This window comes from Proteus sp. G4415 (genome assembly GCF_963896075.1).
Classification (GTDB): Bacteria; Pseudomonadota; Gammaproteobacteria; order Enterobacterales; family Enterobacteriaceae; genus Proteus; species Proteus mirabilis.
Window position 1 is genome coordinate 25,825 of sequence record NZ_CAWQOK010000041.1, and the last position, 21,345, is coordinate 47,169.

The window sequence follows — 21,345 nt, forward strand, 5'->3', positions numbered from 1 at the left end:
AAATATTTAAATTAACCCAACCAATCAGGCAGATATGGCGCAATGATAAAGATAATAATCCCGATAATCAGTGGATATATCCAAGCCATATGATTACGTGCAAATAATGCAATAAAACCAATACCTAGAGCACAAATAGTGATAGCTGGCTTTCTAATTGTCGTTAAAAAATCAATGATCCTATCTAAGAATCCTGTTGTCGCTGTAGTTACATCAGCAGCTTGAGCAGGAAAAGTAAAAGCAATCAATGACATTAATCCGCACATTAATAGAAATGGCAATTTTTGTGATGTTTTCATATTAAATCCCTAATTTTCTTTGACTACACCCCTCATTACATAACGAGGATAAACAATTTTGTTTGATGGTTTTAATTTCTCAATAACAACGTCTGATTCAGCTTTCGCCACCTCCTGATTTTCTTCCTTATAATTTTTTGTACTTGGAACAATATAATTATTTTTATTATCTGAAATTCCTATTCGTTCTATATAACTGGTGTTGGCAAACTGCGTTTCTTTCTTTTTTCCTGTTTTAAAATTGCCTGAGTAATAACAACTCAGCGCATTGGCTAGACTCCCTCCCCTTTGATAACAATCAACTAAAATTTTTTCAAAGATATTCAAGTTACGGCAGCTATCAAGTAATTCTTCTGGTGTAACTTCAAAACCCTTAAAATTACCAGAATAAATTTGCATTAATCCTACCGAGTACCGAGCATTACTCGTCTTTAATCTTGAAATAATATTTAAGGCTTCATTTTTAGTTTTGGGTAAATGGCTAATGACTTTACCTTTAGCTTTTATTTCAGCAATTGCGTAAGGATTGAATCCACTTTCAACCTTAGCAATATCATGAGCAGTATCAGGGTGCACTAACGGTGCACATTGCAATGCTAATGAAAGTAAAGTTTCTTTGATCATAAAATATCGTTATCTAAATTAAGCGGTTGTCTTTTAGACAAATCTTTTGTGCGCGCTTCTTCAATAAGATGTAAAAGAAAATTACGTTTAGAACGATTCTGATCTTTTGATTTAAAATTAATCCATGCATTTAAATCATCAGGCACAGCTAACGTAATATGTGTTTTTGAATTTTTCATTTATAATTTCCAATCAGTAATATCAATCACAATCAAATCATGATTTGCATCTTAAGTTAAATTACAAAAAAAAGGCAACTTCACAAAGTGAAGTTACCTTTTAACTTACTAAAAAGTTTAGTATTATTGTTAGAAATAAGAAAATTATGCTTTCATCGTATTTTAATATTTATAAACTGACATATTAATTTCATAAAAATAATTGTTCTCAATGATGAAAGAGAAACATTACCAAATTCATTTCTCACCACATCCAAATGTAACCAAATACTGCGAGTAGAATTATCAAAATGCATAGCTAATTCTTCTGCTGTTTGACCAAACACATAACGTATAGCTATCTCCTTTTGCTTAAAGCTCAACTTTTTACCATCAAAAATATCGCATTTCTCTACTAAAGTTATAATTTCATCACTCTTCATAATGACGTCCTTTTCAGGTAAAAAGCAGAATATAAGCCCAATACCACAATCGGTACATTAATAGAATTGATGATTTTTAACCTCTGACGCGAGGTCAAATTGCAGGAAATTAAAGCAAACAAGACAATAACATTATTTTGCGCTTCATTTATGCGCGTATGGAAGATACTATGTGACATAGCTCTACTCCTAGTTGACGTAGGTTTAGGGTTAGCTGTACGTAGGTACTGGTAATACTTACGTACAGCGTTAATTTAAATTAAATCATTCCAAACTCTTAATATAGTTAATCTGTTACCAACTCCGCCATAATGAATAACTGACGGATTTAACAAGTAAGTTCCTGATCGTTTTTGCTTTAGATAGCCGTTATCCTTAAGTGCTTTAAACACCCTAGCTACAGTCGCAACACCAACAGATTCTTCTTTTGCTATCTCACGCTGCGTTCCGTGAATCTCATTTTGGTTATTTTTATTTTTTAAAATCCATCCAAGAACTTTTTCACTTCCATTACCTGTGCAACCAATTATTGAAGCAAGCTCATTTAAAAATACCTTGTTGAAAGAACCACCATCTTGAGTTTTAAGTATATCAATACCGATACACTCACCAGTGACTTTATGTACTAAATGCCAATCTTCCAAATTAACTTCCTTTAAGTTCATGCTCCAATCTCTTGATAACTTTTGTTCAACTAAACATAACGCTTGTTATCTAATCGGTCAAGCAAATGTTCCATTTTTTTGATAACATAAAATTTCAAGCGAATGAGATATTTCTTCATTTTTAATAAAAAACAACAAATACAAATCACATTTAACGCATTGATTAGTATATATTTATAATTAAATAAACAACTATTACGTACTTATATTGTAACCCTACGTTTAGCGTTATCTCTGATATTAGCGAACCAAAATAAATACAATAGCAATATTATGTAAATACAAATCTGTATGTACTATGAAAATACTATGTGTTTACATTTTTTTTTCAAACTAGCCATTGAATCTCACAGCAAACAACCTTAAAATAAGACCTATTAATAGGTCTTATTGAGGGTTTAATTATGCCAAATACGATTTTAAGTGATACAACAGCCAGCGTCAGTGAACTCAAAAAAAACCCAATGGCGACAGTTAACGCAGGTTTAGGCTATCCCGTAGCCATTTTAAACCGTAATCAACCTGCTTTTTACTGTGTTCCTGCTGAGTTATATGAGCAAATACTTGATGCGCTAGACGATAACGAACTTGCAAAGCTGGTCAAAGAACGAGAATCACAACCTCTTGTCGATATTAATTTAGCCGAGTACCTATGATGTATTCGGTTAAATTTAGAAAAGATGCAGAAAAGGAATGGAAAAAATTAGATAAAACCATTCAATCTCAATTTGCCAAACAATTAATAAAACGATGTGAAAATCCACATGTAGCATCTGCAAAACTGAGAAATATGCCGAATTGCTATAAAATTAAACTTCGTGCATCAGGTTTTAGATTGGTCTATCAAGTTATTGACGATATGTTAATTATTGCAGTTGTTGCCGTTGGCAAGCGGGAAAAAAGTCAGGTTTATAATCTTGCCAGTGAACGCTTAAAATAGGAAATAGATAGACTAACGCGCTCCGCTTGTTCAATTCGTTGTGGCAATGCATACAAGCTGCACCACCACAACGAATTCTCTTGAATAACATTAAAATTTAAGCCCCACTTTAATTTGTTGTTCTTTTTTAATCAATTCCATTGCTTGCTGTTTAAATTGCGTTTGTTGTTTTTGGAATTGTTGGATCTCTTTAATCCCCGAATTTTCGGGTAAAATATTTTTAGTGCGATCAACGCCTTTAACGCCTAAGTTTTGCATCTCCCATTGATTACGCTGTGTGATTTTCCACCCTGTTTGCTGCCCTTTATCATCTAGCTTAGGGATTTTTATATCTTCTGTACCTATCTTTTTTAATTTTATTAAATCCCCTTTTTGAATTTTTTCTCTATTGCATAAAGCACCAAACTCTTTACCCCAATACGTTGCTTCAACGCCCTTGTTTAAGGTTTTCACTGTCAAATAATTTTGTGATTTATTTTTAGTATTGAATTGATAAGGTGCTCGCCCAAAATCAATCACTTCATAAACATTCTTTTGGCGCTTAGGCGCAGTTAATGAATCATCTTTAAGCTGTGACTTTAACCCAATTTGTTGTTTATGTGTTGCTTTTACATCATACCCTTTGAGCTTCAATTCATCACAAAATCCAGATCTCAAATCACGCAAATCCTGTTTAGTAATTTTGATTCGCTTATCTTCATTTTCTTTACGTGTTTTCAATATAACATGAACATGAGGGTGCTCTTTCTTATCATCATGATAAGCTATCACAAAACGATTATCTGGATATTTTTTTATTAACGTTTGTCTAACGGCTTCAATCGCTTCTTCGGGTTTTACCTTTGCAGTCATGGGGGGTGAAAAAACAATATTTTTAGTTATATCAGGTGTTCTTCTGCTCTTATCACTTAACTGCAATGCATCATCACTATCAATTAAAGATTGTTTAGCTTCTTCCGCATTGATTTTGATACCCTGCTCATCAACAAGTTCTAATGAATCATCTCGACTAATATAATCAACACTATTTCTTACCCCTTGTTTAACTTTTGCGCTCCCTGTTATTTTAGTCATAACCTCTTTGCTCGCCCCTTTTTTTATTCGGGATTCTTGAGCGTTTCGGTCATAAAATTTCCCTCCATTTTTCACTTTATGTACAAATGAGGATTTAGCTGATTTAATCGATTTAACTGATCGACTACTCTCTTGTCTAGCCCGTTTAGCTCGGTACTCTTTTTCGATATCCAATCCCATGACCAACCTCACAATCGATTTGCAATAATTCTACCTTTACACTTATTGATAAAGTAATTAAATTTATTTTCAAGTTCATTAAGCTGTTCGGTTAATGCTTGCATATCTTGACGCATTCCCTCTTTATCTAAAACACGTCCTTCATCACGTCGTAATATCATATTAATATTGAGTCCAATACGTTTAATATGATTTCGACATAATTTCATTTCTTGTAACTCTTGGTCGAAAAAATCCATTTCATTACTTAAGGTTGTTTGAAGACGAAAACGCATTTCTCTCGATAATGACCAACCATGCTTTTTTGCTGATGTTATTAGCGCATTTTCTTGTTCAGCCGTTAAATACAAGTATGCTCTTTTATCGGTATAATCAGATTCTTCACCTATCGATATCGCATGATCAGACAAGGTTTCTTTAATATCTTTGTCCTTATTTAACATCATATTACCGACTAATTTATAAAAACTCGGCAATGACATATTTAAGTTTTCTTTGACTTTTTTATGATATAATTCATATTCATTATCATTAATTCTAAAATTAATTTGCTTCATCTTACCCCCCAAGAACCGACTGTAGGTCAACCGCCTAACAAAAGTAAAATGCTAGCATTTTTACGGTTGTTAGGATATCCTGCATCGCACTAAAACTTATCTTACCTCTGAGCTTAGTTTTTATCTATCTCAAAAAGAAAAAAGACGGCAAACATAGCGGTGAATTCCTTTTGTCTGCGACCATTCAACACTAAAGTCGCTTTATATTCTGTGTTTATAGGGTTCGCTTCGCTCACGGCTTAATAGTGCGGAAGGGGTTCGAGAATATTTAAAAGCCCTCCCTTTTATCGGCAAATCAGATTTAGGTGTTTTAATTGGCTTTGGTGGGTTGCCTGACATGTGCCATAGGCACATAAAAAAGGGGCATTAAGCCCCTTGAGATTTTAAATTAATGTTTTAACAATTCACTTTCTTTACGTATTTGTTGAAGAAAAAAAGGTAATTCTTTGACTGTCATGATTGGAAAAGTGGTTCTTTTTCCCTTTGCAAAATCTTTGGCTGCTGCTATCATTTTATCCGACATAATAAATTCCTTTGTAAGTTTTTTGTGTCAGAGTCTAGGGGGGGGCAACCCTCTAGACTCAACCTTTAAATCACTGAACAAATATGTTTATTTCTTATTCTCCGTATAAACTCTACGGCTTCCTGTTCCTCCTCTGAATTTTGTTTAAATGATGTTTTTGTTACGTTCGCTTCACTGTCGAACTCGACAACCTGATCTAACTCGCCATTTTTTGAAATGTGGTAAGTGTAAAATCCGTTGTACTCGAAAATACTAATAATTTTATATTCAGGTGTATTCATTAAATATATTTCCAATCGACAGTTAAATAATCTTGTTTGAAGTAATTATTTAATTTTGTTATCAGGTCTAACGTATTATTAACTATGGTAGGTTGTGATTCACAGAAAATCACTTGGTTGTGAACATTGTAAGCAGACATAGTAAATTTAACAGTAACAGGCTCTAAGAATAAATCATATACAACAATTGCACTAACTCGCGCATTTTTAAAAATTTTAAATTTTTCTTTTACTTCATTTAATGATTGAGCAACTTCATAAAAATTTTTCAATTCAATATTTTTTTCAAAATCATCATTTGTTACGTTTAAAATCACATGAAACAATTTCATTATTCACTCCTACCCTTTGAGGGCTTTGGAAGAAAGGGAACCATTCCGCTTTCAATAAAATCATTATAGTACCTCATAAGGTACTTATCAAGTTTTATTTTTCTAAAATTGAATATTTTTCGTGTTCACCTGCCAATAGTTTTAAAAATTCAATTTCTAACTTACTTGCTGTTTTTTTATTAAAATCAGATGCCATTCTGTTTTTTATCGTTTGCTCTGATAATCCCATAAGTTCAGCAAGAACACTATTTGACAGACCTAACTTATCTCTTAATCGTTTTAATTCATTCATATTCACTTTTCCATTGTTCCAACATACTTTTTAAAATAGATCTGTCTGCTTCATCGGGAAGCAAGTCAATCCCAACAATAATTTTATACACTTGTTTTTTAGCCGTTTTATTTCCGTCTTTAACGTCATTCTTATTTCTGACCTTAATGTTTTTGATAAAAACTAACTGCCCGTTTTCACGTGTCAGATAGTAGTTTTTACTGCCTTTACTGAGTTTGATCATAAAAATAAAACCTCAATAAGAACCCACATAAAACCAAACAGTATAACTATTTGTAAAATCAGTTATATTGCCTTTTCTAGTCTCAATATTGATAATTTTTACGTCTTTGTTATTTTTAAGCCATTTATTAATATCGAAAACACTATCGAAATTTTCACGTTTAATTTCCATTTTTAACCCCTTTCTAACGTTGTTATCATGCCTGCGAGTTTAATCAGATTATCTACGGATAACTTATCTATTTCAATTTTATAACCACTGTACGTTTTTCTAATCATACCGTCTAAACCATTATCAGACTTGAATGCACCTATTACCCCACTCTGCCAGCTACTATGCATTGTAAATAAACGAGATAACATATTTTTGACAATTAAGTCTTGTTCTTTTTTTTCCTGTTCTTTTACTTTACTTTCTTTTGCCTTATTAATTTCATCATGAGCAAATACAATGATTTTTCGTTTAATATCCTCGGCAATGTGTACAGGATTTCGATCTTTTGACACCGTACAGCTATGAATTTCTCCACGATGAATGCGAGAATCAAAACTACCCATAATCGAAAAACGGTTTTTTTCTTCCCTAACATGAATTGAAAAGCCCATGAATCGGTTAGACGTGATCTTGATCCGATAAGCATCATTATCAAGTAAGTTAATGCGCCAGTTATCACCGAGACAACGACAAACAATTTCAAAAACAGATTGATAACACTCGTTAAAATTTTTCATAATAGTATATCCTCTTCTTATGAAAATAGCGGGGTTGCCCCCGCTATCCGTTATGCCCTGTTTTCTACTCTCTGCCAGCCTGTCGCTGCTCTTTGTCCATTTGTTCCATACATAGTACGTATTTCATCAATACTGTGTTCTTTGCGATTTCTACGGCTTTTATGTTCCTCTGGACGGTAAAACCATTGTTTCTTTTTTGCAGCCCATTTACAGCCAATCTCTTTTAATGTGTCTTTGTGCTCTTTGGTTTCTCCACTAATCCAAACCCAGTTTCCAATAACTTCATAAATAATCCCCATCAAACCCGACAACGTTAATAAAACCTCTTCCAGTTCTTCGGTAAAATTGTAATGAGTGTTTTTATCGCTACTTTGAAATTTATTGATGTTCTCTAAGTTATTCATTAAAAAATCAAAGGCTGCATTTATGGCTTTCATCAGTTCTGCGCCTAATGGATTACGGTCAGGATGATATTTTAACGCTGCTTTTTTGTAAGCGGTTTTGATGTCTTGCTCGGTGAGTTCACCAGATAAGCCAAAAATATTTAACGCTTCTTGTACATTCATTTTTTGCTCCTGCCCTGTGAGGGCTTTGGAAGAAAGGGAACCATTCCGCTTTCAATAAAATCATTATAGTACCTCATAAGGTACTTATCAAGCATTTTTTCCAAAAATTGCTCTTTTTATTTTAATGCGAATATATCTAAATTATTGTATTACAAGGAAATTTAAGGGAAGACTGAGATGTAATGATTTATTTAAATCAAACGCGCTGTAATCGATTCTAAGCGACGATCATTTATATTTGGTTAAATGGATAGGCTATACGGGGAAAAACCACCCTGAATGGCTTACAGCTCATTTTTGATGATTATATTGCTGCTAGTGATGATCTTGTGGAGAAAATAAAGATCAATAACCCGTTAAAACCGCAACGCTCGCCGCAAGATGGAAATTTATTTTCCATCGAGGAAGCGTAATATCTGTGATGTTAATGTTGGCACATACTCCCAAAACTCAAATCAAAATATGTTTAGACGAAGTGTTAGTTATCCACAAAAAATTGCCATAATTCTTATTAAAAGACTTATTAATTCTTATTAAAACTTATTAAGGAAAAAAACACCTCACAATACATTGAATTTAAACAATTATTTTTAGATGTGTGTGTGTAAATCCCGTGTCCGTGTGTGTAAATCCCGTGTCAGTGTGTGTAAATCCCGAATGAGGTGTGTGTAAATCCCGAATCGCTGTTTGAAATTTGTACAGTAATTATTTCGTTTTTTGTGTGTAAATCCCGATAATCAAGAGTAAATCAACTCTTGATTATGTTCCTATTTTTTTTAGTCAAAATAGTCTTGACTGTCGTGTGTAAATCCCGATATATTGTGTGCAAATCCCGATGTTTTTTGTGTTGATATTGTAACTACTGTGTGTGTAAATCCCGATATTTCGTGATCATCGTATGAATTTATTTGTGTGTGAATCCCGATAAAAGAAAGGTAAGTAATACAAAAGATGAAAACGTTAAGACCTAAAAAATACAAGGAAGAAGAATTTTTTATCGCTGATGAAGTTGAAATTTCATCTTTTCGGGATGAGTTAGCCAGTATGGAACACCCTTTTTTTGCTTTAAAAGGGGGGGATGATAAAGTTAGAGAATACAGAAATAATAATATTTCTGTATTAGTTAGACCCGCAACTGGAATTGGATTAGCTACTGTATTTGATAAAGATATTTGGATTTATGCTATTTCTAAATTGCAACAAGCGATTTTTGAAGGAAAACCGATTAGTCGAACTATCGCTTTTACTCCTTATGAATTTTTTGTTACGACGAATCGTGATAAAGGGGGAAGGTCTTATGATGAATTAAAAAAAGCCCTTGAGCGTTTAGCTGGTACTCGTATTCAAACCAATATTGTATATTCATCAGAAAAACAAGAAACAGAAAACTTTGGTTTAATTGATAAATGGAGAATATTAGAAGAAAAAAAAGGACGATTAGATATTGGCATGGTAGAAGTGACTTTACCTGATTGGCTTTATCAGGGCATTACAAAAAATAAAGTATTAAAAATTAATTCTGATTATTTTCGCATAAGAAAAGCAATAGATCGACGTATTTATGAAATAGCAAGAAAGCATTGTGGATATCAAAAATCATTTTCATTATCAATAGAATTATTGCATTTAAAATCTGGCGCTACGTCAAACAAAAGAGAGTTTAAACGTTCAATTAAAAAACTTAGTTTAGTAAATGATTTGCCTGATTATGAGGTTTTATTAGATGCCGAAAATGATTGTGTGACATTTACTAATCGTCATTTTGATGAGTCTCTCGAAAAGAAAATGAATCAATTAGCTAAAAATAAAAATATGATAGAGGAGGTTGTGAGTAATGGTAAATTACCTAAAAAACTTCAAAAAAAGGTAGCTACAATTGCAGATAAAATAAGTAAAGAAAAAAGATAGGGTGTTAATATGGCTAAAATATATCAATTCCCTCAAGGGAAAGAAAAAAAAGAAATACAGGCTAAATTAAAAAAATCTCGATCTGTAAAGATAAAAAAAGATATTAAGAAATCATCCTTATCCCATATACTTTCTATGCTGTTTTTGGGGATTCGTTATTTCTTAGGGGTAACGCTAGATGTACTTTTATTGATGGTAGTCTCTATCATCTCTGTTTTCCGTTATTTGATTATTCCACTCGGTATTTTTGCATTGATATTATTCTATTACAACAATGAGAAAATGTGGAATGTAGAAATGACGGTGACAATGGCGTTAATGGTTTCTAGTCTTATCAACCCCGAAGTTTTACAAGATATACAGCCATTTCAAACATTATTTGGTGTAAAGTCACCACAATCTGAGGCTAAGTAATTATAATGCGATGCAGGATAGCCTAACAACCGTAAAAATGCTAGCATTTTACTTTTGTTAGGCGGTTGACCTACAGTCGGTTCTTGGGAGGGCAGATGAGTTATCTTAGACAGCAATTTTTGACAGAAGAAGAAAGTAAATTATTAGTTATTTTACAAGAAAATGTAAAAGAAAACTATCATGTTTTTTGTAAAGTGAGATTGAGTGAGTTTTTATATTCTTCTCAAAAAATGGGAACATCTGAATTTTTTAATGAATTTGAGATTATTAATAGTATTAATTTACCTTTTGCAATTTATGACACATTAGAGAATCAATTAGTCGCTGCTATTAGTTACATTAATCCTATCGAAAAATCGAATTTATTAGAAAATCAAGATATAAAGGTTATTCATTTAACGATGTTAAAAGATACATTAACTAATGGTGAGCTATCAATGTTTTATTCTGATAGTGTTTGAGTTTTAATAACTATAATATTTTATATGTAAAAAATTGGGTGAATATGTCACCCTTAATTTTGCTAGTTATTAATTAGTAACTTGTTATAATCCTTTTAGATTAACCAAATATTCTTTATTAATTATTCTTAAGTTATCTTTTTCATAATCATCTAATTCGTTACAATCAATTTCCGATAGGTTACATTCTTTTAATACACTAGCGGAAAGTTCTGGCTTATCATGCAATTCTTGCAAAACGACAACAGCATGAATAATTTCTAACTCAAACTCAGTTAATTGTTTCATTATTATTTCTTTTGTTACAGAACTAAATAATCAAAAATCAAGTCCAGTTGCATTTTTATTCATTAATGTATTTTGACTAAATTAAAGTAACATATGATTAATTTAATTATGAGCCGAATACTTGTAATATTGTCAGGTGTTCACTCCATGCCTTATAAGAACCATATGAAAAAACAGGCATGACAATAATACCGATTACACTTATTATTAATTGGATATTATCCTCTAATCCTCCACTAACACCATTTAAATATAATAATCGAATTGTATTATATAATGCACATATCGCACCAAGCATTAGCAATATTGAAAAAATCAAATACATAATAATTATCTTTGTGTTGATATTAAAAAAAGTATTTAAAGTTTAAAAGACTCAAGTAATGCTAAGTTTTTGCTGTTTTCATCAAGGTTGCTGTAAGCCAATATAGCGGCTTTTAAAATGGCGGTTTTGTTTTGCCCTGCCCTTTCTGCTTCGGTGTCGAGAATGCTAATTGCGGATTCTGGCAAGCGAAAAGTGGATGGGATAAGTTTGTTTGACGTTGTTGGCCGTTTGTCTCCCGCCTTGATGAATTGGGTTGTCGAGTTCTTAGTTTTAGTGCTGGAGTCGGTTAAGTCTAAATCGGGTTTTTGAAGTTTCATTGTATTTACCTTGTTTGTACGCTGTAATGATAGTGTAATATATGTCTAGCTGTATGTACAGCGTATTAATTCTTTTATAATCAATGTATAAAGTCTGTGAATTAAAGTATTCATACGAACTTGGTATGAATACTTTAGCGGGTTAGAAAAATAATTTGTCTGCAAAAAGCATAATCCCCACAGCAATAAATAGGATTAAGATATATAGATATTTATTCTCTGGCATTTGGTATATCCCTTGAATTAAATCAGCCCTATTTCTTTTGCGATTAATTCAATTTGCGCTTTTGCCACACCTAAACTACTTGCTTTTTCTACTTCATGAACACCCACGCCAGCGTTAACGGCATTTTCAAAAATATCTAGTTCTGAAATTCGATTTTTAAGCGGTTGCAGCCAAATTTCATCGGACTTTAATTCATTCTCAAGCGATACGGCATCTTGCAGTTTATGCGACTTAATTCTCGTCATGAGTACGTGAGCTTTTAAGTCACTATTACCATGCTGCTTTTGCGCGGTTCTGACGGTTTTAGTCACATTCGTTAAGGTGTTTTTTTCTAAAGAGGATGAAGGCTTAACCAATGTGAGCAATACATCAGCCACCGTTAATGCACTTCGAAATTCTGAGCTATCATGTCCTGCACAGTCTACAACAACCACGTCACAGAGCTTTTCTAGGCGTTTTATTTCATCACTAATATTTCCGAATGCTTCATGAATGGGAATTGCTGAGAAGCCAGCTTGTGCGCGAATATCAGACCAGACAAACAAGTCTCGGTTTCTATCTGCTTTTAGCATAATCACACTTTTATTTTTTCTTTTAAGCATAACAGCCATATTGATCGCGGTTGTTGTTTTACCTACTCCGCCTTTATCAGAAGCAAAAACTAAAATCATAAATACCTCGTATTTTCTTTGTATTGTTGTGGTAAATACCATTCTGTACTTCTTATGTACTTCTATTGTAAATACATCTAAGTATTAATTGCGTATGTACAGAGTATGCTCATGTTTGTATCACAGTGTACTAACCATGTAAATACTAAATCGTATTTATTTTGTATGTACAATGTATGTTCATATGTGTATCACAGTGTATTTTTTGTGTAAATACATTTTTGTGTTTATTATGTATTTACTTTGTATGTACATTACTGTTATGGTGATGTACATACAATGTATTAATAACGTATTTCTTGTAATTTTAAGGCTTTGAGAGGGATTTCGATGCAAAAAATAGTTTTGTTAAAATGTTTCTTAATTGTTTCAATTTTAACAAAAAACAAACAATGGAATTTTGGCGGTTTTAATAACAGAAATCTTCCTGTTTTAGCAGGTAGAGAGTATGAGTGACAGGGTAACAGTGATTTTTATCACTAAAGCCAGCGATTTAACATAATGGGTCTTATGTGATCCAGTTTTTTTATTATTAGTATTAATTAATGGTAAAATTCACAACAAATAGCTATAATAGACATTCAAGCCATTTTGTACTTTTTTACGGAGTGTTACTTATGGAAATTATTCCTGCTCAACTCGCCAAAAATCAATTTGGTGATTTACTAATGAAAGCTCAACGTGAACCTGTCCAGATCAGCAAACATGGAAAGCGTGTAGCTGTAGTCATTTCTCCAGACGAATATGACCAATTTACACAGTTGAAGTTACAAAATTTAAAATCTATTTTGGCCGAATCTATTGAACAAGCAGAACGGGGAGAGTTACATCATATTGATGATGTTTTTGCACCTTTAACTAGCAATGAAATTGAAGGTTAATCTTATAAATGAGTGTTCTATTTACCAAGAAAGCAAAAGAGCATATTCGCACCATAAGACGATATTCTTTGACCCATTGGGGAAAAAATGTAGCTGAAACTTACATAAATTGCTTAAGAATCACAATAATCAATATTATTGAAAAACAACCCTCTATTGGTATAGATCGTAGTGATGACCTTTTTACAGGAATAAGAAGTTTTCCTGTAGAAAGTCATATTATTTACTATCGAGAAGTTGAGAATGGAATAGAAGTATTAGCAGTATTACATCAATCTCAAGATCCATATATTCATATAAAAAGGGATTAATTTTTCCCTGTCATATCAATAGAGGAATGATTAATTGTTATATTCATATTAAACCCTAGCCGTTTTAATGTTTCTTTATGTGTTTTACAAACAACTATGATATATTAATTATCATAGGTACTACGTAAAGGCAGGTTACTATGGATAATAAAAATCACCCAAATGATCATTTGTTAATTAAGTGGGGTTCAATATTCATCTTTATTAGTGCAATTCCGATATTTATTATTTTTTATTTTAATGATATAGATATATTATTTGCTGTGTATGAAAAAATAAACAATATACCATCAACTTATTCATCAACATATCCAATAATTAGCAAGTTATCATTTTTTTACTGCAAATTATCACCATTAATAGTATTGTTATTTTTCATTTTTTGTTATAAGAAACTGACTCTTGTAAAACCTATACCAATTAATAAATTAATAATAAATGTTATTTTTCCATGTCTTGTGATTACGATTATTTCTCTATATGTTTTATATTTTTACAATACTGATATATCAGATAGTGGTTGGAGTATACTTAAAACTATATCCAGTAATAAACACCTATTATTTGGTTACTATATAGCTATTTTTTTGGGATATTATGTTTGGTTGTTTCTTTTTTTTATTTCATTTATTTATCTTCCATTTAAATCAATTCGTTGATAAATAGTGATTACTTAATTTTTATAAAAATAAATGGTTATCTTAGATAGTTTTAACTAAATAAGATAACCAAAAGTAATTAATGAGCTTCTGGAATAAGTAAGTTGTTAATTTTATCAACAACTTTATCATCAATTAAGGATGCTAAATAACTAATTAACATTATAGTTGCTATAATTGCTAAGGTTGTAGGTAATGCTCCTATAGCTAAAAATGATGCAATTGATGAGATAAAACTTATTGCTATACTTATCGCTATCCCCGTAGCATATCCACTGATTATCATAGCTTCCACTTCCAGCATCAATGGTTTCCAGTTACCAGTCTCAAAACCAATAGCTGCTTTTTCGCGAAGCTTTTCAACACTCAAGACTTTACCCAATACCCCGAATGACTTACCTAAACGCTGAAAATTTTCAGACAGGATTTTTGTATCCACATGGCGCACTGCATTAGCCAGTACCACTCTATCCGCTTGTTTTATCTTAATATTAGGATTACGGTTGATTTTTTCCATCATTTTTAATGCATCAGACAAGCTACGTAATTTCTTTCCCTGAAAGTTACGTAAATCACTAGCGATCTCATTAGCAATAGTTTTGTATTTTTCCCCCAAGTGTTTACTAATTTTTTCGCCAGTATTAGTGATAATATCTGCCGCTCCCATCAATGCCTCTTTTTCTGCATCTTGGATAAATTTTTTATTTTGTGGGTACGATTGATATGCATTAACAACCATTAATTTCGCTAAATTTTCTTTTTTTTCATCTTGTTCAATATTTAAATCTTTATAGAATGCATTTAACTGGCGGCTTTCATATTGTGATGCTTTTATAATTTTCTTGGAGAATTTTTCTATAAAACCTAATTTATTTAATGTAAAAATAAATTCATATTCCTTTATTTTTACATTATAATCAAGAATATTACTAGGCTCAGTTTTATAACCTAATATTGCAAATCTCTTTACCTCTTCTAATCTATCTTTTTTCTCATTTGGTATCCCCTTAGAATAGCGATTATAGGTTTTCTCTATATATTCCTCAGAAATATTTTGCACGTTTCCAGCGTCATCAAATGTGACGGTATGAATATAATGCCCATTATAAATAGATACTCTAGCCTTATTATTTTTCAAATCAAAATAATCTTTTCTTATTCTCGACGTTAATCTCCCTAAATCTCGATCACGAGCCAACTTATTATTATAAGGTATCGGTAATTCAAGTTGGTTATTCTGAACATTATTTTTTTTATAATCAACACTATTACCTTTTCCATCAACTTCAATATTATTAGTCGTATGACCATTTTGAGGATTAATAATCCTTGCTCCGTGTACAGTCACCGTAAAGTTTAATCCCTCAAGCCCTTCTATTGTTGACGTAGTATATGAAAACGAAGCATTTGGATCACTTAAACTGATAATATTTCTATCTCCTCCATCGCCTTTTCCTACTGGGCCACTACCTAAATCACCTTTACTAGGTCTATCGGCAGTCACTGAAAGATGATCGGTCTCTGCTGAATGATTATTTTTACTCATAAAAATTTCCTTTTTTTATTAAAAATCAGTCAATGATACTGTATATGCATACAGTATAAATATAAACCTTATTCCTCCTCACGTCAATTTCTTTCTGAATAATTATTGAATATAAAAAAATCTTATTTTTCAAAAAATTAAAAGGCGCTATTAGAAAATAATTGAAAAATTGGGGACGTAACGATATTGCTACCATAAGCAATTTAGGGAACGTTTGTTTTGTAGGAAGGAATTAAACACCGTAACAACTTTCATGCTCTCCTAAAGTCACGCATTTAACCATATTGTGTCTTACGCGCTCCTCGTTTTTTGATTAGCTTAATTTTTTGAGTAGAGTTGCTGTGGCTAAAGCATGTTTCATGCAAGACACATTAATGTTGTAACTAAAGGTTCCTAATCTTATTCAAAGAATCTGGAACGGCCGCAACCAATCAGGAAGATGGCCATCGCCATTGAGCGATTACCGGCGATTCTATGAATCTTTGTTTTACAGTAAGTTAGGTTTTTTCAGTGTAAAAAATATCAGTGAGTATTTTTGAATGAGACAAAAAGACGTTGTATTACGTGAATTTTAGCGTAATGGCAGGGGGATTAGTGGTCAAATTTCACGTAAATGCACCAGATTAATCAGTTATGGAGCGTCATAGTGCTAATTGCGTGCTGTTTTGTTCAACTTTTGGTAATCTTTCAGCGGGTGCTTGATCCTGTCCGGTTCAAGCATTTAGTGAGAGCCAGATAGAAGAAAGCCCCGATAAGGTTATTTATTACCATAATCGAGGCTGCAATTCTCTACTTAGCACTAGAAATTGTGCCTCCTAATAAGTTAGGAGTCAAGGAAAATGACCAAGTACGCCCTGATAGGGCTGATTGCCGTTTGTTTAACGGTACTGTGTTTCTCTCTGTTAATGCGCGATAGACTCTGTTCTATCAGTGTGAATAGTGGGAATACAGTAGTTCAGGCAACACTTTCTTACGAAGAACGGTGATGCCTAGCGGGGGAGCATTCCCCCGCATTTTCTTTTTCTGTGTTTAGTTTAGGTTTCAAGCACCCTTTCTATTGAAAAATAGAATTTGGATTTGGCATTTTCAGATAACGAAGTTCATGCAAATAAGGTTTTGTATGATATTCATTTGGTAATCTAAAATAGTTCGGCAGATTGATTATTTTTTTCTGGTCATGTGCTTTATTAATACAGTTATTAAATAATTCTGAATCTATTTTTAATGATTCTTTAGGAATAAAGATAATCATTAAGTTCTGATAATAATGTACGGGTTTCAGAATTGAAATATGCGTACTGATTAGCTCTGTTATTACATTAATAAATTTATCACTTTCCGATAGGGATTTGGGATTGCTATCATTATTAATGATGAATGAATAGTATTCATTATCCAGCATTCGTATATAATAACTATTAAGAGAAACCTTTTCTAAAATAGTTTCTCTTGTGTATTTAATTTTATCTCTGATTGATTGATACACTACCAATGCGGCATGATGAGAACCGCCTGTATTAGGGGCAACAAACCTATTTAACCATTCGTAATATATGACATTAATAGGTCTGCACTTTCTGAACCCCTCAGATTCAATGTGCGCAATATTTCGTTTCCAATCATCTTCATTTTCCGCTTTCATTCTTTCGTCGGGATACATTGCGCGCCCCCAACTATACAAATCATAAAACCAGCTACCGTTTATAGCGCCATCAGGAATGCCACCAAAACTTTTAGATGCTGTTAATGATTGTATTTTATTAAAATCAAAAAAATAGTCTATAGTTTTCTCGATACGGCACAAATTAGTAATTATATCTTTAATTTCTGTAGGAAAACCCCTAACCATATAATTCTTAAAAAGCTCATCCCATCTCAAAATAGTATTTGAATCCGCCGTGGGTTTATATAGCTCAACTTTACCTAAATTAACATCATTTAACTGATCAATGACATAATTATCCGTTGTCTTATATATAAATGCAATAATGCTATCTGTTATTTTCTTTATCAACATTAATTAAGCTCCTTATTACATTATCAGCCCCATTTTCTGTTATATGAATACCATCACTGGTTCTTACTTTAACACCATTAATAAACTCTGAGTATTGATACCCTAAAGATACTCGAGTATCCATCGTTTTTATCTTATTTTTTCTTGCTGCTTCACAGATTGCAATTCGGGTATTTGATAATAAATTATTTTTTTCTTTATTTTTTAGGGTAGGGGGGAGTAACCAAACAATCTGCCTATTTTGCTTTTTTATGGTTTGGATAAAGACACTAGCCTTTTGTTGGTATTCGGGGATATCTGCCTTAGAAATGAGATCGTTTGTACCTAAAACAATATACACCGTGTCATAAAGCGAAAAATCGATATTCTGTGTGTAATCTTGCCAACTTAAAATCTGTTTTGATTGCAACCCTGTGCTTTCAAGGAATTTAGCATCAACAGGGGCAATTTTTTTGTAACTCATGGCGAGTTCATAAGTCAGTGAATCACCAATAAAAAGGGGCTTACATTGCCCGATAACAGGCAATGTAAGAGACAGCAGGAGAGGGAGATTAACCCAACGAAGAAGGGTGATTTTCAAAGAGTTTTTCCGCTTCTTTAATGTCATCTTTAGCATCGCTGGCTTTATCAATCAAAAATTCATCGAGAGAATGACCTGCATCAATTAATAGTTGCAATCCTTTCTTCATACGACCAATTCCCGTCCATGTGTCTGTTTTACCTGTTTCGGGATGCGTAAAGCGATATTTCGCAGGCGTATTTTTAGACTTTCTTTTCTTTCCTTTTTTATCGGTTGTTTCAAAAACGGAAATGTGGATTGTTTCTGGATCTAACCCCAACTCTTCTAAGTATTTAATCGCTTTTAGGCGTTTTTCTTCCAGTTCAGCAAGTTCAAGTTTGCGTAACTCGAATTCTTCACGCTGTTCTTCTACAATACCATTGAGTTGATTGGCAAGATTTTCTAACCATTCAAAATTTTTCGTTTTTGCAAACTTTCTTAGCTCTGTTAATCCCGTCAGTGATTCAGACGTAATTTTGTATTTTTCTTCTCTAGTTAATTCGCTCATGTTTTACCTCAATATAAAAATGGTTTTCTGTTAAAAAATAATAGTTACTTTTTCTTTTCAGGGAAACCTATCTTCCCTGTTTTCTTATCATCTAAAACAAGTTCAGTATCAAATGTTTTCCCTGCTTTGGTTTTAAACCCTTTAATAACGGCAGTTTTTCCATCTTTAATGAGTTTTTCCACTTGATTCTGTGTGAGTTTTTTACTGCAAAATTCAGCCCATATTTTAAATTCACATCCTGTACAGAAGTATCCTTTTGGTCGAATAATTATTTCGTTACTGCATGACGGACACATGACATTTAAACGTGCTACTGCGCCCTCATTAGGTTGTTTTTCTGTAACTGGTTGCCCATTTTTATCGGGAAATGCCGTCTTACATTCAGGATAGCATGAACAACCCCAAAAGAAACCATTTTGCCCCTTACGTTTGATTAAAAACCCCTTTTGACAAACAGGGCAAGGTGTACCGTTAGCTGTGATATTTATTCCGTTAGCGTCGAGTTCGGCAATCAACTCCTTAATATAGCTGTCTGTTTCTTTAATAAAGTCAGCAACGGTCAGTTCCCCTTTTTTAATTAAGGCTTGTTTTTCAGCCCATCGAGCCGAAATATCGGGCTTGGTAATTTCATCAGGCAGAGCAGCGCAAAACTCTTGCCCTTGCTTTGTTGTTTTCCAAACAAGCTCTGAATAGCCTTTTTCTTTTTCAATCGAAATTAATCCCGTATTTTCGGAGAGTTTTTTTAATATCCCTGCGCGAGTCGCTTCTGTGCCAATACTGCCTTGATCAGTGCTCCCCTCGTCTTTAGCTTCAAGTATTTTTCGAAGTTCAGGATCATCAATAAATTTTGCCGCACGTGTCATAGCGGCAAGGAGTGTTGAAGCAGTAAAATATTTAGGTGGAAGAGTGGGCTTTTTATCCACGTTAGCTGTTTCACACACCCCATTATCATTAAATTTTAACGTTGATAAATCAAAGTCGAGTTTTTCTGGCTCTTCTGTTTCTTCTTCGTCGCTGTCTTTACCTAATGATTCCCATCCTGACTGGACTAATACGCTTTGTGTGGCGGTAAAGGTGTTGCCTTTGATATCAAAATGCACTTTTGTTTTATCTCGAATGCTATCGGGATAAAATAAGCCAATAAAGTAAAGTGAAACTAATCGATACACATTTTTCTCTTTCTCATTCAATTGAATATTAGAGCCGTCTTTCGTTGTTGGCACAATAGCATGATGCGCTTCAATTTTGCTGGCGTTAAAGGCTTTGTGTTTTTGAACTTTATCCATGTGCTCAACCGTGCTTGCCAATTCTGGCAATGTACCGATAACTGCTTGAGCGATATCATTCGCTTGGTAATAGTGCTCGTCAGACAAATAACGATTGTCTGTTCTTGGATAGGTCAATAATTTATGCGTTTCATACAGGCTTTGCATAATATCCAGCGTTTCTTGTGGGGCATAGCCAAATCGTTTAGCGCAAATTTGCTGTAGTGTAGATAAATTTAACGGTAAAGGTGGTTTTGTGTTTTCCGCTTTCGTTGCTGCAATGGTCACTTTTACCGCTTGCCCTGAAACGATTTCAGTAATGTGTTTGGCTTGGGCTTCTGAGATTAAGCGACGCTTATCATCAATCTGATCGTTATCGGTTGTTTGATATTTCGCCTTAACTTGATGTCCGTTCATCTCAATTAAAGCATAAATATCATAATAGAAACTTTCATTGTGGTTTTGGTTCGCCAATGTTCGCATATTCACAAGCCCCAAAACTGCACTTTGCACCCGTCCCACGTTTAAAACACCTTGATAGCCTTTTTCACGCCCTTTTAATGTACAGCCACGAGTAAGGTTATAGCCAAAACTCTGATCGAGCAGAGAACGGGATAACGCACTGTTTGACATACCGCGAAATTTTTCATTCGGTTGTAAATCGGCTAAGGCTTTTTTAACAGGTGCTAAGTTTAAATCCGATACTAAAATACGCTCTACGGGCTTTTTATTTTTTGCGTAATCTAAAATTTCATTGACCAGAAGACAGCCTTCCTCGTCTGGGTCGCCAGCATTAACAATGGTTTTTGCTTGGTCAATTAATGACAAAATGATTTTTGTTTGTGCTGCCGTTTCTTTTTTTATTTTATAGGTTGGTGGGAAAACCGTTTTAATCGGTAAGTCACCAAAACGCCAGCTTGCATATTTCTCATCATAATCTTGGGGGTCGCTCAACTCGAGCATGTGACCAACACACCACGTCACAACATCGTCACCGTGTTGAAAATACCCTTTTTTCTTTTCCGTGTTTGGATTACCACCTAATCCCTCAAAAATGGCTTTTGCTAATGATGGTTTTTCCGCAATAAAGACTCTCATAAT

Annotated in this window: 31 protein-coding genes; 9 read left to right on the forward strand and 22 right to left on the reverse strand. The window is 33.2% G+C overall.

The genetic code is table 11. The features are described 5' to 3' along the window. Positions 1 to 11 precede the first annotated feature (11 nt). The 5 genes from AACU95_RS04115 to AACU95_RS04135 all read right to left on the reverse strand — a co-directional run bounded on the left by AACU95_RS04115 (position 12) and on the right by AACU95_RS04135 (position 2,189). Positions 12 to 299, reverse strand: a complete 288-nt coding sequence (locus AACU95_RS04115; protein ID WP_036896447.1) for a TrbC/VirB2 family protein — start codon at positions 297 to 299, stop codon at positions 12 to 14. A 9-nt stretch (positions 300 to 308) separates the two neighbouring features. Further along, complete coding sequence (locus tag AACU95_RS04120; RefSeq protein WP_036896450.1) at positions 309 to 923, reverse strand: lytic transglycosylase domain-containing protein; 615 nt, start codon at positions 921 to 923, stop codon at positions 309 to 311. Next, complete coding sequence (locus tag AACU95_RS04125; RefSeq protein WP_036896454.1) at positions 920 to 1,102, reverse strand: hypothetical protein; 183 nt, start codon at positions 1,100 to 1,102, stop codon at positions 920 to 922. Before AACU95_RS04125 ends, AACU95_RS04120 begins: the two co-directional genes overlap by 4 nt. Positions 1,103 to 1,254: 152 nt before the next feature. Then, positions 1,255 to 1,524 carry a hypothetical protein gene (locus AACU95_RS04130; RefSeq protein WP_036896456.1) on the reverse strand — a complete coding sequence of 90 codons (270 nt, stop codon included), beginning with the start codon at positions 1,522 to 1,524 and terminating at the stop codon, positions 1,255 to 1,257. Positions 1,525 to 1,778: 254 nt separating this feature from the next. Then, positions 1,779 to 2,189 (reverse strand): replication/maintenance protein RepL, encoded by a 411-nt coding sequence (locus AACU95_RS04135; protein WP_036896458.1) that lies wholly within the window; start codon positions 2,187 to 2,189, stop codon positions 1,779 to 1,781. 404 nt (positions 2,190 to 2,593) lie between these two features. On the opposite strand from AACU95_RS04135, the gene AACU95_RS04140 reads away from it, so the two are divergent. Beyond that, complete coding sequence (locus tag AACU95_RS04140; RefSeq protein WP_036896461.1) at positions 2,594 to 2,845, forward strand: type II toxin-antitoxin system Phd/YefM family antitoxin; 252 nt, start codon at positions 2,594 to 2,596, stop codon at positions 2,843 to 2,845. After that, positions 2,842 to 3,129: a type II toxin-antitoxin system RelE family toxin gene (locus AACU95_RS04145; protein ID WP_036896464.1), complete on the forward strand. Its 288-nt coding sequence runs from the start codon at positions 2,842 to 2,844 to the stop codon at positions 3,127 to 3,129. The genes AACU95_RS04140 and AACU95_RS04145 overlap by 4 nt, the downstream gene beginning before the upstream one ends. 90 nt (positions 3,130 to 3,219) lie before the next feature. On the opposite strand, the gene mobP1 is transcribed toward AACU95_RS04145, so the two are convergent. The 9 genes from mobP1 to AACU95_RS04190 all read right to left on the reverse strand — a co-directional run bounded on the left by mobP1 (position 3,220) and on the right by AACU95_RS04190 (position 7,888). Continuing rightward, on the reverse strand, positions 3,220 to 4,383 hold the full coding sequence (mobP1, locus tag AACU95_RS04150) for a MobP1 family relaxase (RefSeq protein ID WP_036896467.1): 1,164 nt from the start codon (positions 4,381 to 4,383) through the stop codon (positions 3,220 to 3,222). Between the two features lie 8 nt (positions 4,384 to 4,391). Then, on the reverse strand, positions 4,392 to 4,940 hold the full coding sequence (ddp1, locus tag AACU95_RS04155; protein ID WP_036896470.1) for a DNA distortion polypeptide 1: 549 nt from the start codon (positions 4,938 to 4,940) through the stop codon (positions 4,392 to 4,394). A gap of 388 nt (positions 4,941 to 5,328) precedes the next feature. After that, complete coding sequence (locus AACU95_RS04160; protein WP_257792832.1) at positions 5,329 to 5,463, reverse strand: hypothetical protein; 135 nt, start codon at positions 5,461 to 5,463, stop codon at positions 5,329 to 5,331. A gap of 280 nt (positions 5,464 to 5,743) precedes the next feature. Continuing rightward, positions 5,744 to 6,076 carry a hypothetical protein gene (locus tag AACU95_RS04165; protein ID WP_036896473.1) on the reverse strand — a complete coding sequence of 111 codons (333 nt, stop codon included), beginning with the start codon at positions 6,074 to 6,076 and terminating at the stop codon, positions 5,744 to 5,746. A gap of 94 nt (positions 6,077 to 6,170) precedes the next feature. Beyond that, positions 6,171 to 6,368: a helix-turn-helix domain-containing protein gene (locus tag AACU95_RS04170; protein WP_161737182.1), complete on the reverse strand. Its 198-nt coding sequence runs from the start codon at positions 6,366 to 6,368 to the stop codon at positions 6,171 to 6,173. Then, a complete protein-coding gene (locus AACU95_RS04175; RefSeq protein ID WP_036896410.1) occupies positions 6,361 to 6,591 on the reverse strand; it encodes a hypothetical protein in 231 nt (76 codons plus the stop codon). The genes AACU95_RS04170 and AACU95_RS04175 overlap by 8 nt, the downstream gene beginning before the upstream one ends. Before the next feature lie 12 nt (positions 6,592 to 6,603). After that, positions 6,604 to 6,762, reverse strand: a complete 159-nt coding sequence (locus tag AACU95_RS04180) for a hypothetical protein (protein WP_153274249.1) — start codon at positions 6,760 to 6,762, stop codon at positions 6,604 to 6,606. Between the two features lie 2 nt (positions 6,763 to 6,764). Beyond that, a complete protein-coding gene (locus AACU95_RS04185) occupies positions 6,765 to 7,322 on the reverse strand; it encodes a hypothetical protein (RefSeq protein WP_036896412.1) in 558 nt (185 codons plus the stop codon). Between the two features lie 50 nt (positions 7,323 to 7,372). Then, complete coding sequence (locus AACU95_RS04190) at positions 7,373 to 7,888, reverse strand: J domain-containing protein (protein WP_036896414.1); 516 nt, start codon at positions 7,886 to 7,888, stop codon at positions 7,373 to 7,375. Between the two features lie 951 nt (positions 7,889 to 8,839). On the opposite strand from AACU95_RS04190, the gene AACU95_RS04195 reads away from it, so the two are divergent. The 3 genes from AACU95_RS04195 to ddp1 (AACU95_RS04205) all read left to right on the forward strand — a co-directional run bounded on the left by AACU95_RS04195 (position 8,840) and on the right by ddp1 (AACU95_RS04205) (position 10,671). After that, complete coding sequence (locus AACU95_RS04195; RefSeq protein WP_036896417.1) at positions 8,840 to 9,796, forward strand: replication initiator protein A; 957 nt, start codon at positions 8,840 to 8,842, stop codon at positions 9,794 to 9,796. A gap of 9 nt (positions 9,797 to 9,805) precedes the next feature. Continuing rightward, positions 9,806 to 10,210 carry a hypothetical protein gene (locus tag AACU95_RS04200; RefSeq protein WP_049195517.1) on the forward strand — a complete coding sequence of 135 codons (405 nt, stop codon included), beginning with the start codon at positions 9,806 to 9,808 and terminating at the stop codon, positions 10,208 to 10,210. Between the two features lie 95 nt (positions 10,211 to 10,305). Beyond that, entirely contained in the window at positions 10,306 to 10,671 is a 366-nt protein-coding gene (ddp1, locus tag AACU95_RS04205) for a DNA distortion polypeptide 3 (RefSeq protein ID WP_049195411.1), read from the forward strand. Positions 10,672 to 10,755: 84 nt separating this feature from the next. On the opposite strand, the gene AACU95_RS04210 is transcribed toward ddp1 (AACU95_RS04205), so the two are convergent. The 3 genes from AACU95_RS04210 to AACU95_RS04220 all read right to left on the reverse strand — a co-directional run bounded on the left by AACU95_RS04210 (position 10,756) and on the right by AACU95_RS04220 (position 12,498). Continuing rightward, complete coding sequence (locus AACU95_RS04210) at positions 10,756 to 10,959, reverse strand: hypothetical protein (protein ID WP_036896419.1); 204 nt, start codon at positions 10,957 to 10,959, stop codon at positions 10,756 to 10,758. A gap of 360 nt (positions 10,960 to 11,319) precedes the next feature. Beyond that, positions 11,320 to 11,601, reverse strand: a complete 282-nt coding sequence (locus tag AACU95_RS04215; RefSeq protein ID WP_036896424.1) for a ribbon-helix-helix domain-containing protein — start codon at positions 11,599 to 11,601, stop codon at positions 11,320 to 11,322. Between the two features lie 243 nt (positions 11,602 to 11,844). Beyond that, a complete protein-coding gene (locus AACU95_RS04220) occupies positions 11,845 to 12,498 on the reverse strand; it encodes an AAA family ATPase (RefSeq protein ID WP_049195410.1) in 654 nt (217 codons plus the stop codon). A 617-nt stretch (positions 12,499 to 13,115) separates the two neighbouring features. Between AACU95_RS04220 and AACU95_RS04225 the strand changes: the two genes are divergently transcribed. From AACU95_RS04225 to cui, 3 genes are all read left to right on the forward strand, one after another. Next, entirely contained in the window at positions 13,116 to 13,379 is a 264-nt protein-coding gene (locus AACU95_RS04225; protein WP_012368894.1) for a type II toxin-antitoxin system Phd/YefM family antitoxin, read from the forward strand. Positions 13,380 to 13,387: 8 nt separating this feature from the next. Beyond that, the gene (locus AACU95_RS04230) at positions 13,388 to 13,690 is read left to right on the forward strand and encodes a type II toxin-antitoxin system RelE/ParE family toxin (protein WP_012368893.1); all 303 of its coding nucleotides are present in this window, start codon (positions 13,388 to 13,390) and stop codon (positions 13,688 to 13,690) included. Between the two features lie 140 nt (positions 13,691 to 13,830). Then, positions 13,831 to 14,349, forward strand: a complete 519-nt coding sequence (cui, locus tag AACU95_RS17920) for a colicin immunity protein Cui (RefSeq protein ID WP_012368892.1) — start codon at positions 13,831 to 13,833, stop codon at positions 14,347 to 14,349. 79 nt (positions 14,350 to 14,428) lie between these two features. Here cui and AACU95_RS04235 read toward each other — a convergent pair whose 3' ends face one another. Beyond that, a complete protein-coding gene (locus AACU95_RS04235) occupies positions 14,429 to 15,895 on the reverse strand; it encodes a colicin-like pore-forming protein (protein WP_012368891.1) in 1,467 nt (488 codons plus the stop codon). Between the two features lie 839 nt (positions 15,896 to 16,734). Here AACU95_RS04235 and AACU95_RS04240 point away from each other — a divergent pair. Further along, positions 16,735 to 16,881, forward strand: a complete 147-nt coding sequence (locus AACU95_RS04240) for a Hok/Gef family protein (protein WP_012368889.1) — start codon at positions 16,735 to 16,737, stop codon at positions 16,879 to 16,881. 68 nt (positions 16,882 to 16,949) lie between these two features. Here the strand turns inward: AACU95_RS04240 and AACU95_RS04245 are convergent, their stop codons facing one another. Genes AACU95_RS04245 through topB form a run of 4 tightly spaced genes read right to left on the reverse strand, consistent with a single transcriptional unit; the run spans position 16,950 to position 21,342 of the window. Continuing rightward, positions 16,950 to 17,912: a DUF6685 family protein gene (locus AACU95_RS04245; RefSeq protein ID WP_161737181.1), complete on the reverse strand. Its 963-nt coding sequence runs from the start codon at positions 17,910 to 17,912 to the stop codon at positions 16,950 to 16,952. Continuing rightward, positions 17,887 to 18,492: a DUF459 domain-containing protein gene (locus AACU95_RS04250; RefSeq protein ID WP_223307256.1), complete on the reverse strand. Its 606-nt coding sequence runs from the start codon at positions 18,490 to 18,492 to the stop codon at positions 17,887 to 17,889. Before AACU95_RS04250 ends, AACU95_RS04245 begins: the two co-directional genes overlap by 26 nt. After that, a complete protein-coding gene (locus AACU95_RS04255) occupies positions 18,464 to 18,979 on the reverse strand; it encodes an H-NS histone family protein (RefSeq protein WP_012368886.1) in 516 nt (171 codons plus the stop codon). Before AACU95_RS04255 ends, AACU95_RS04250 begins: the two co-directional genes overlap by 29 nt. Positions 18,980 to 19,023: 44 nt before the next feature. Continuing rightward, positions 19,024 to 21,342 carry a type IA DNA topoisomerase gene (gene topB / locus AACU95_RS04260; RefSeq protein ID WP_012368885.1) on the reverse strand — a complete coding sequence of 773 codons (2,319 nt, stop codon included), beginning with the start codon at positions 21,340 to 21,342 and terminating at the stop codon, positions 19,024 to 19,026. Positions 21,343 to 21,345: the final 3 nt, after the last annotated feature.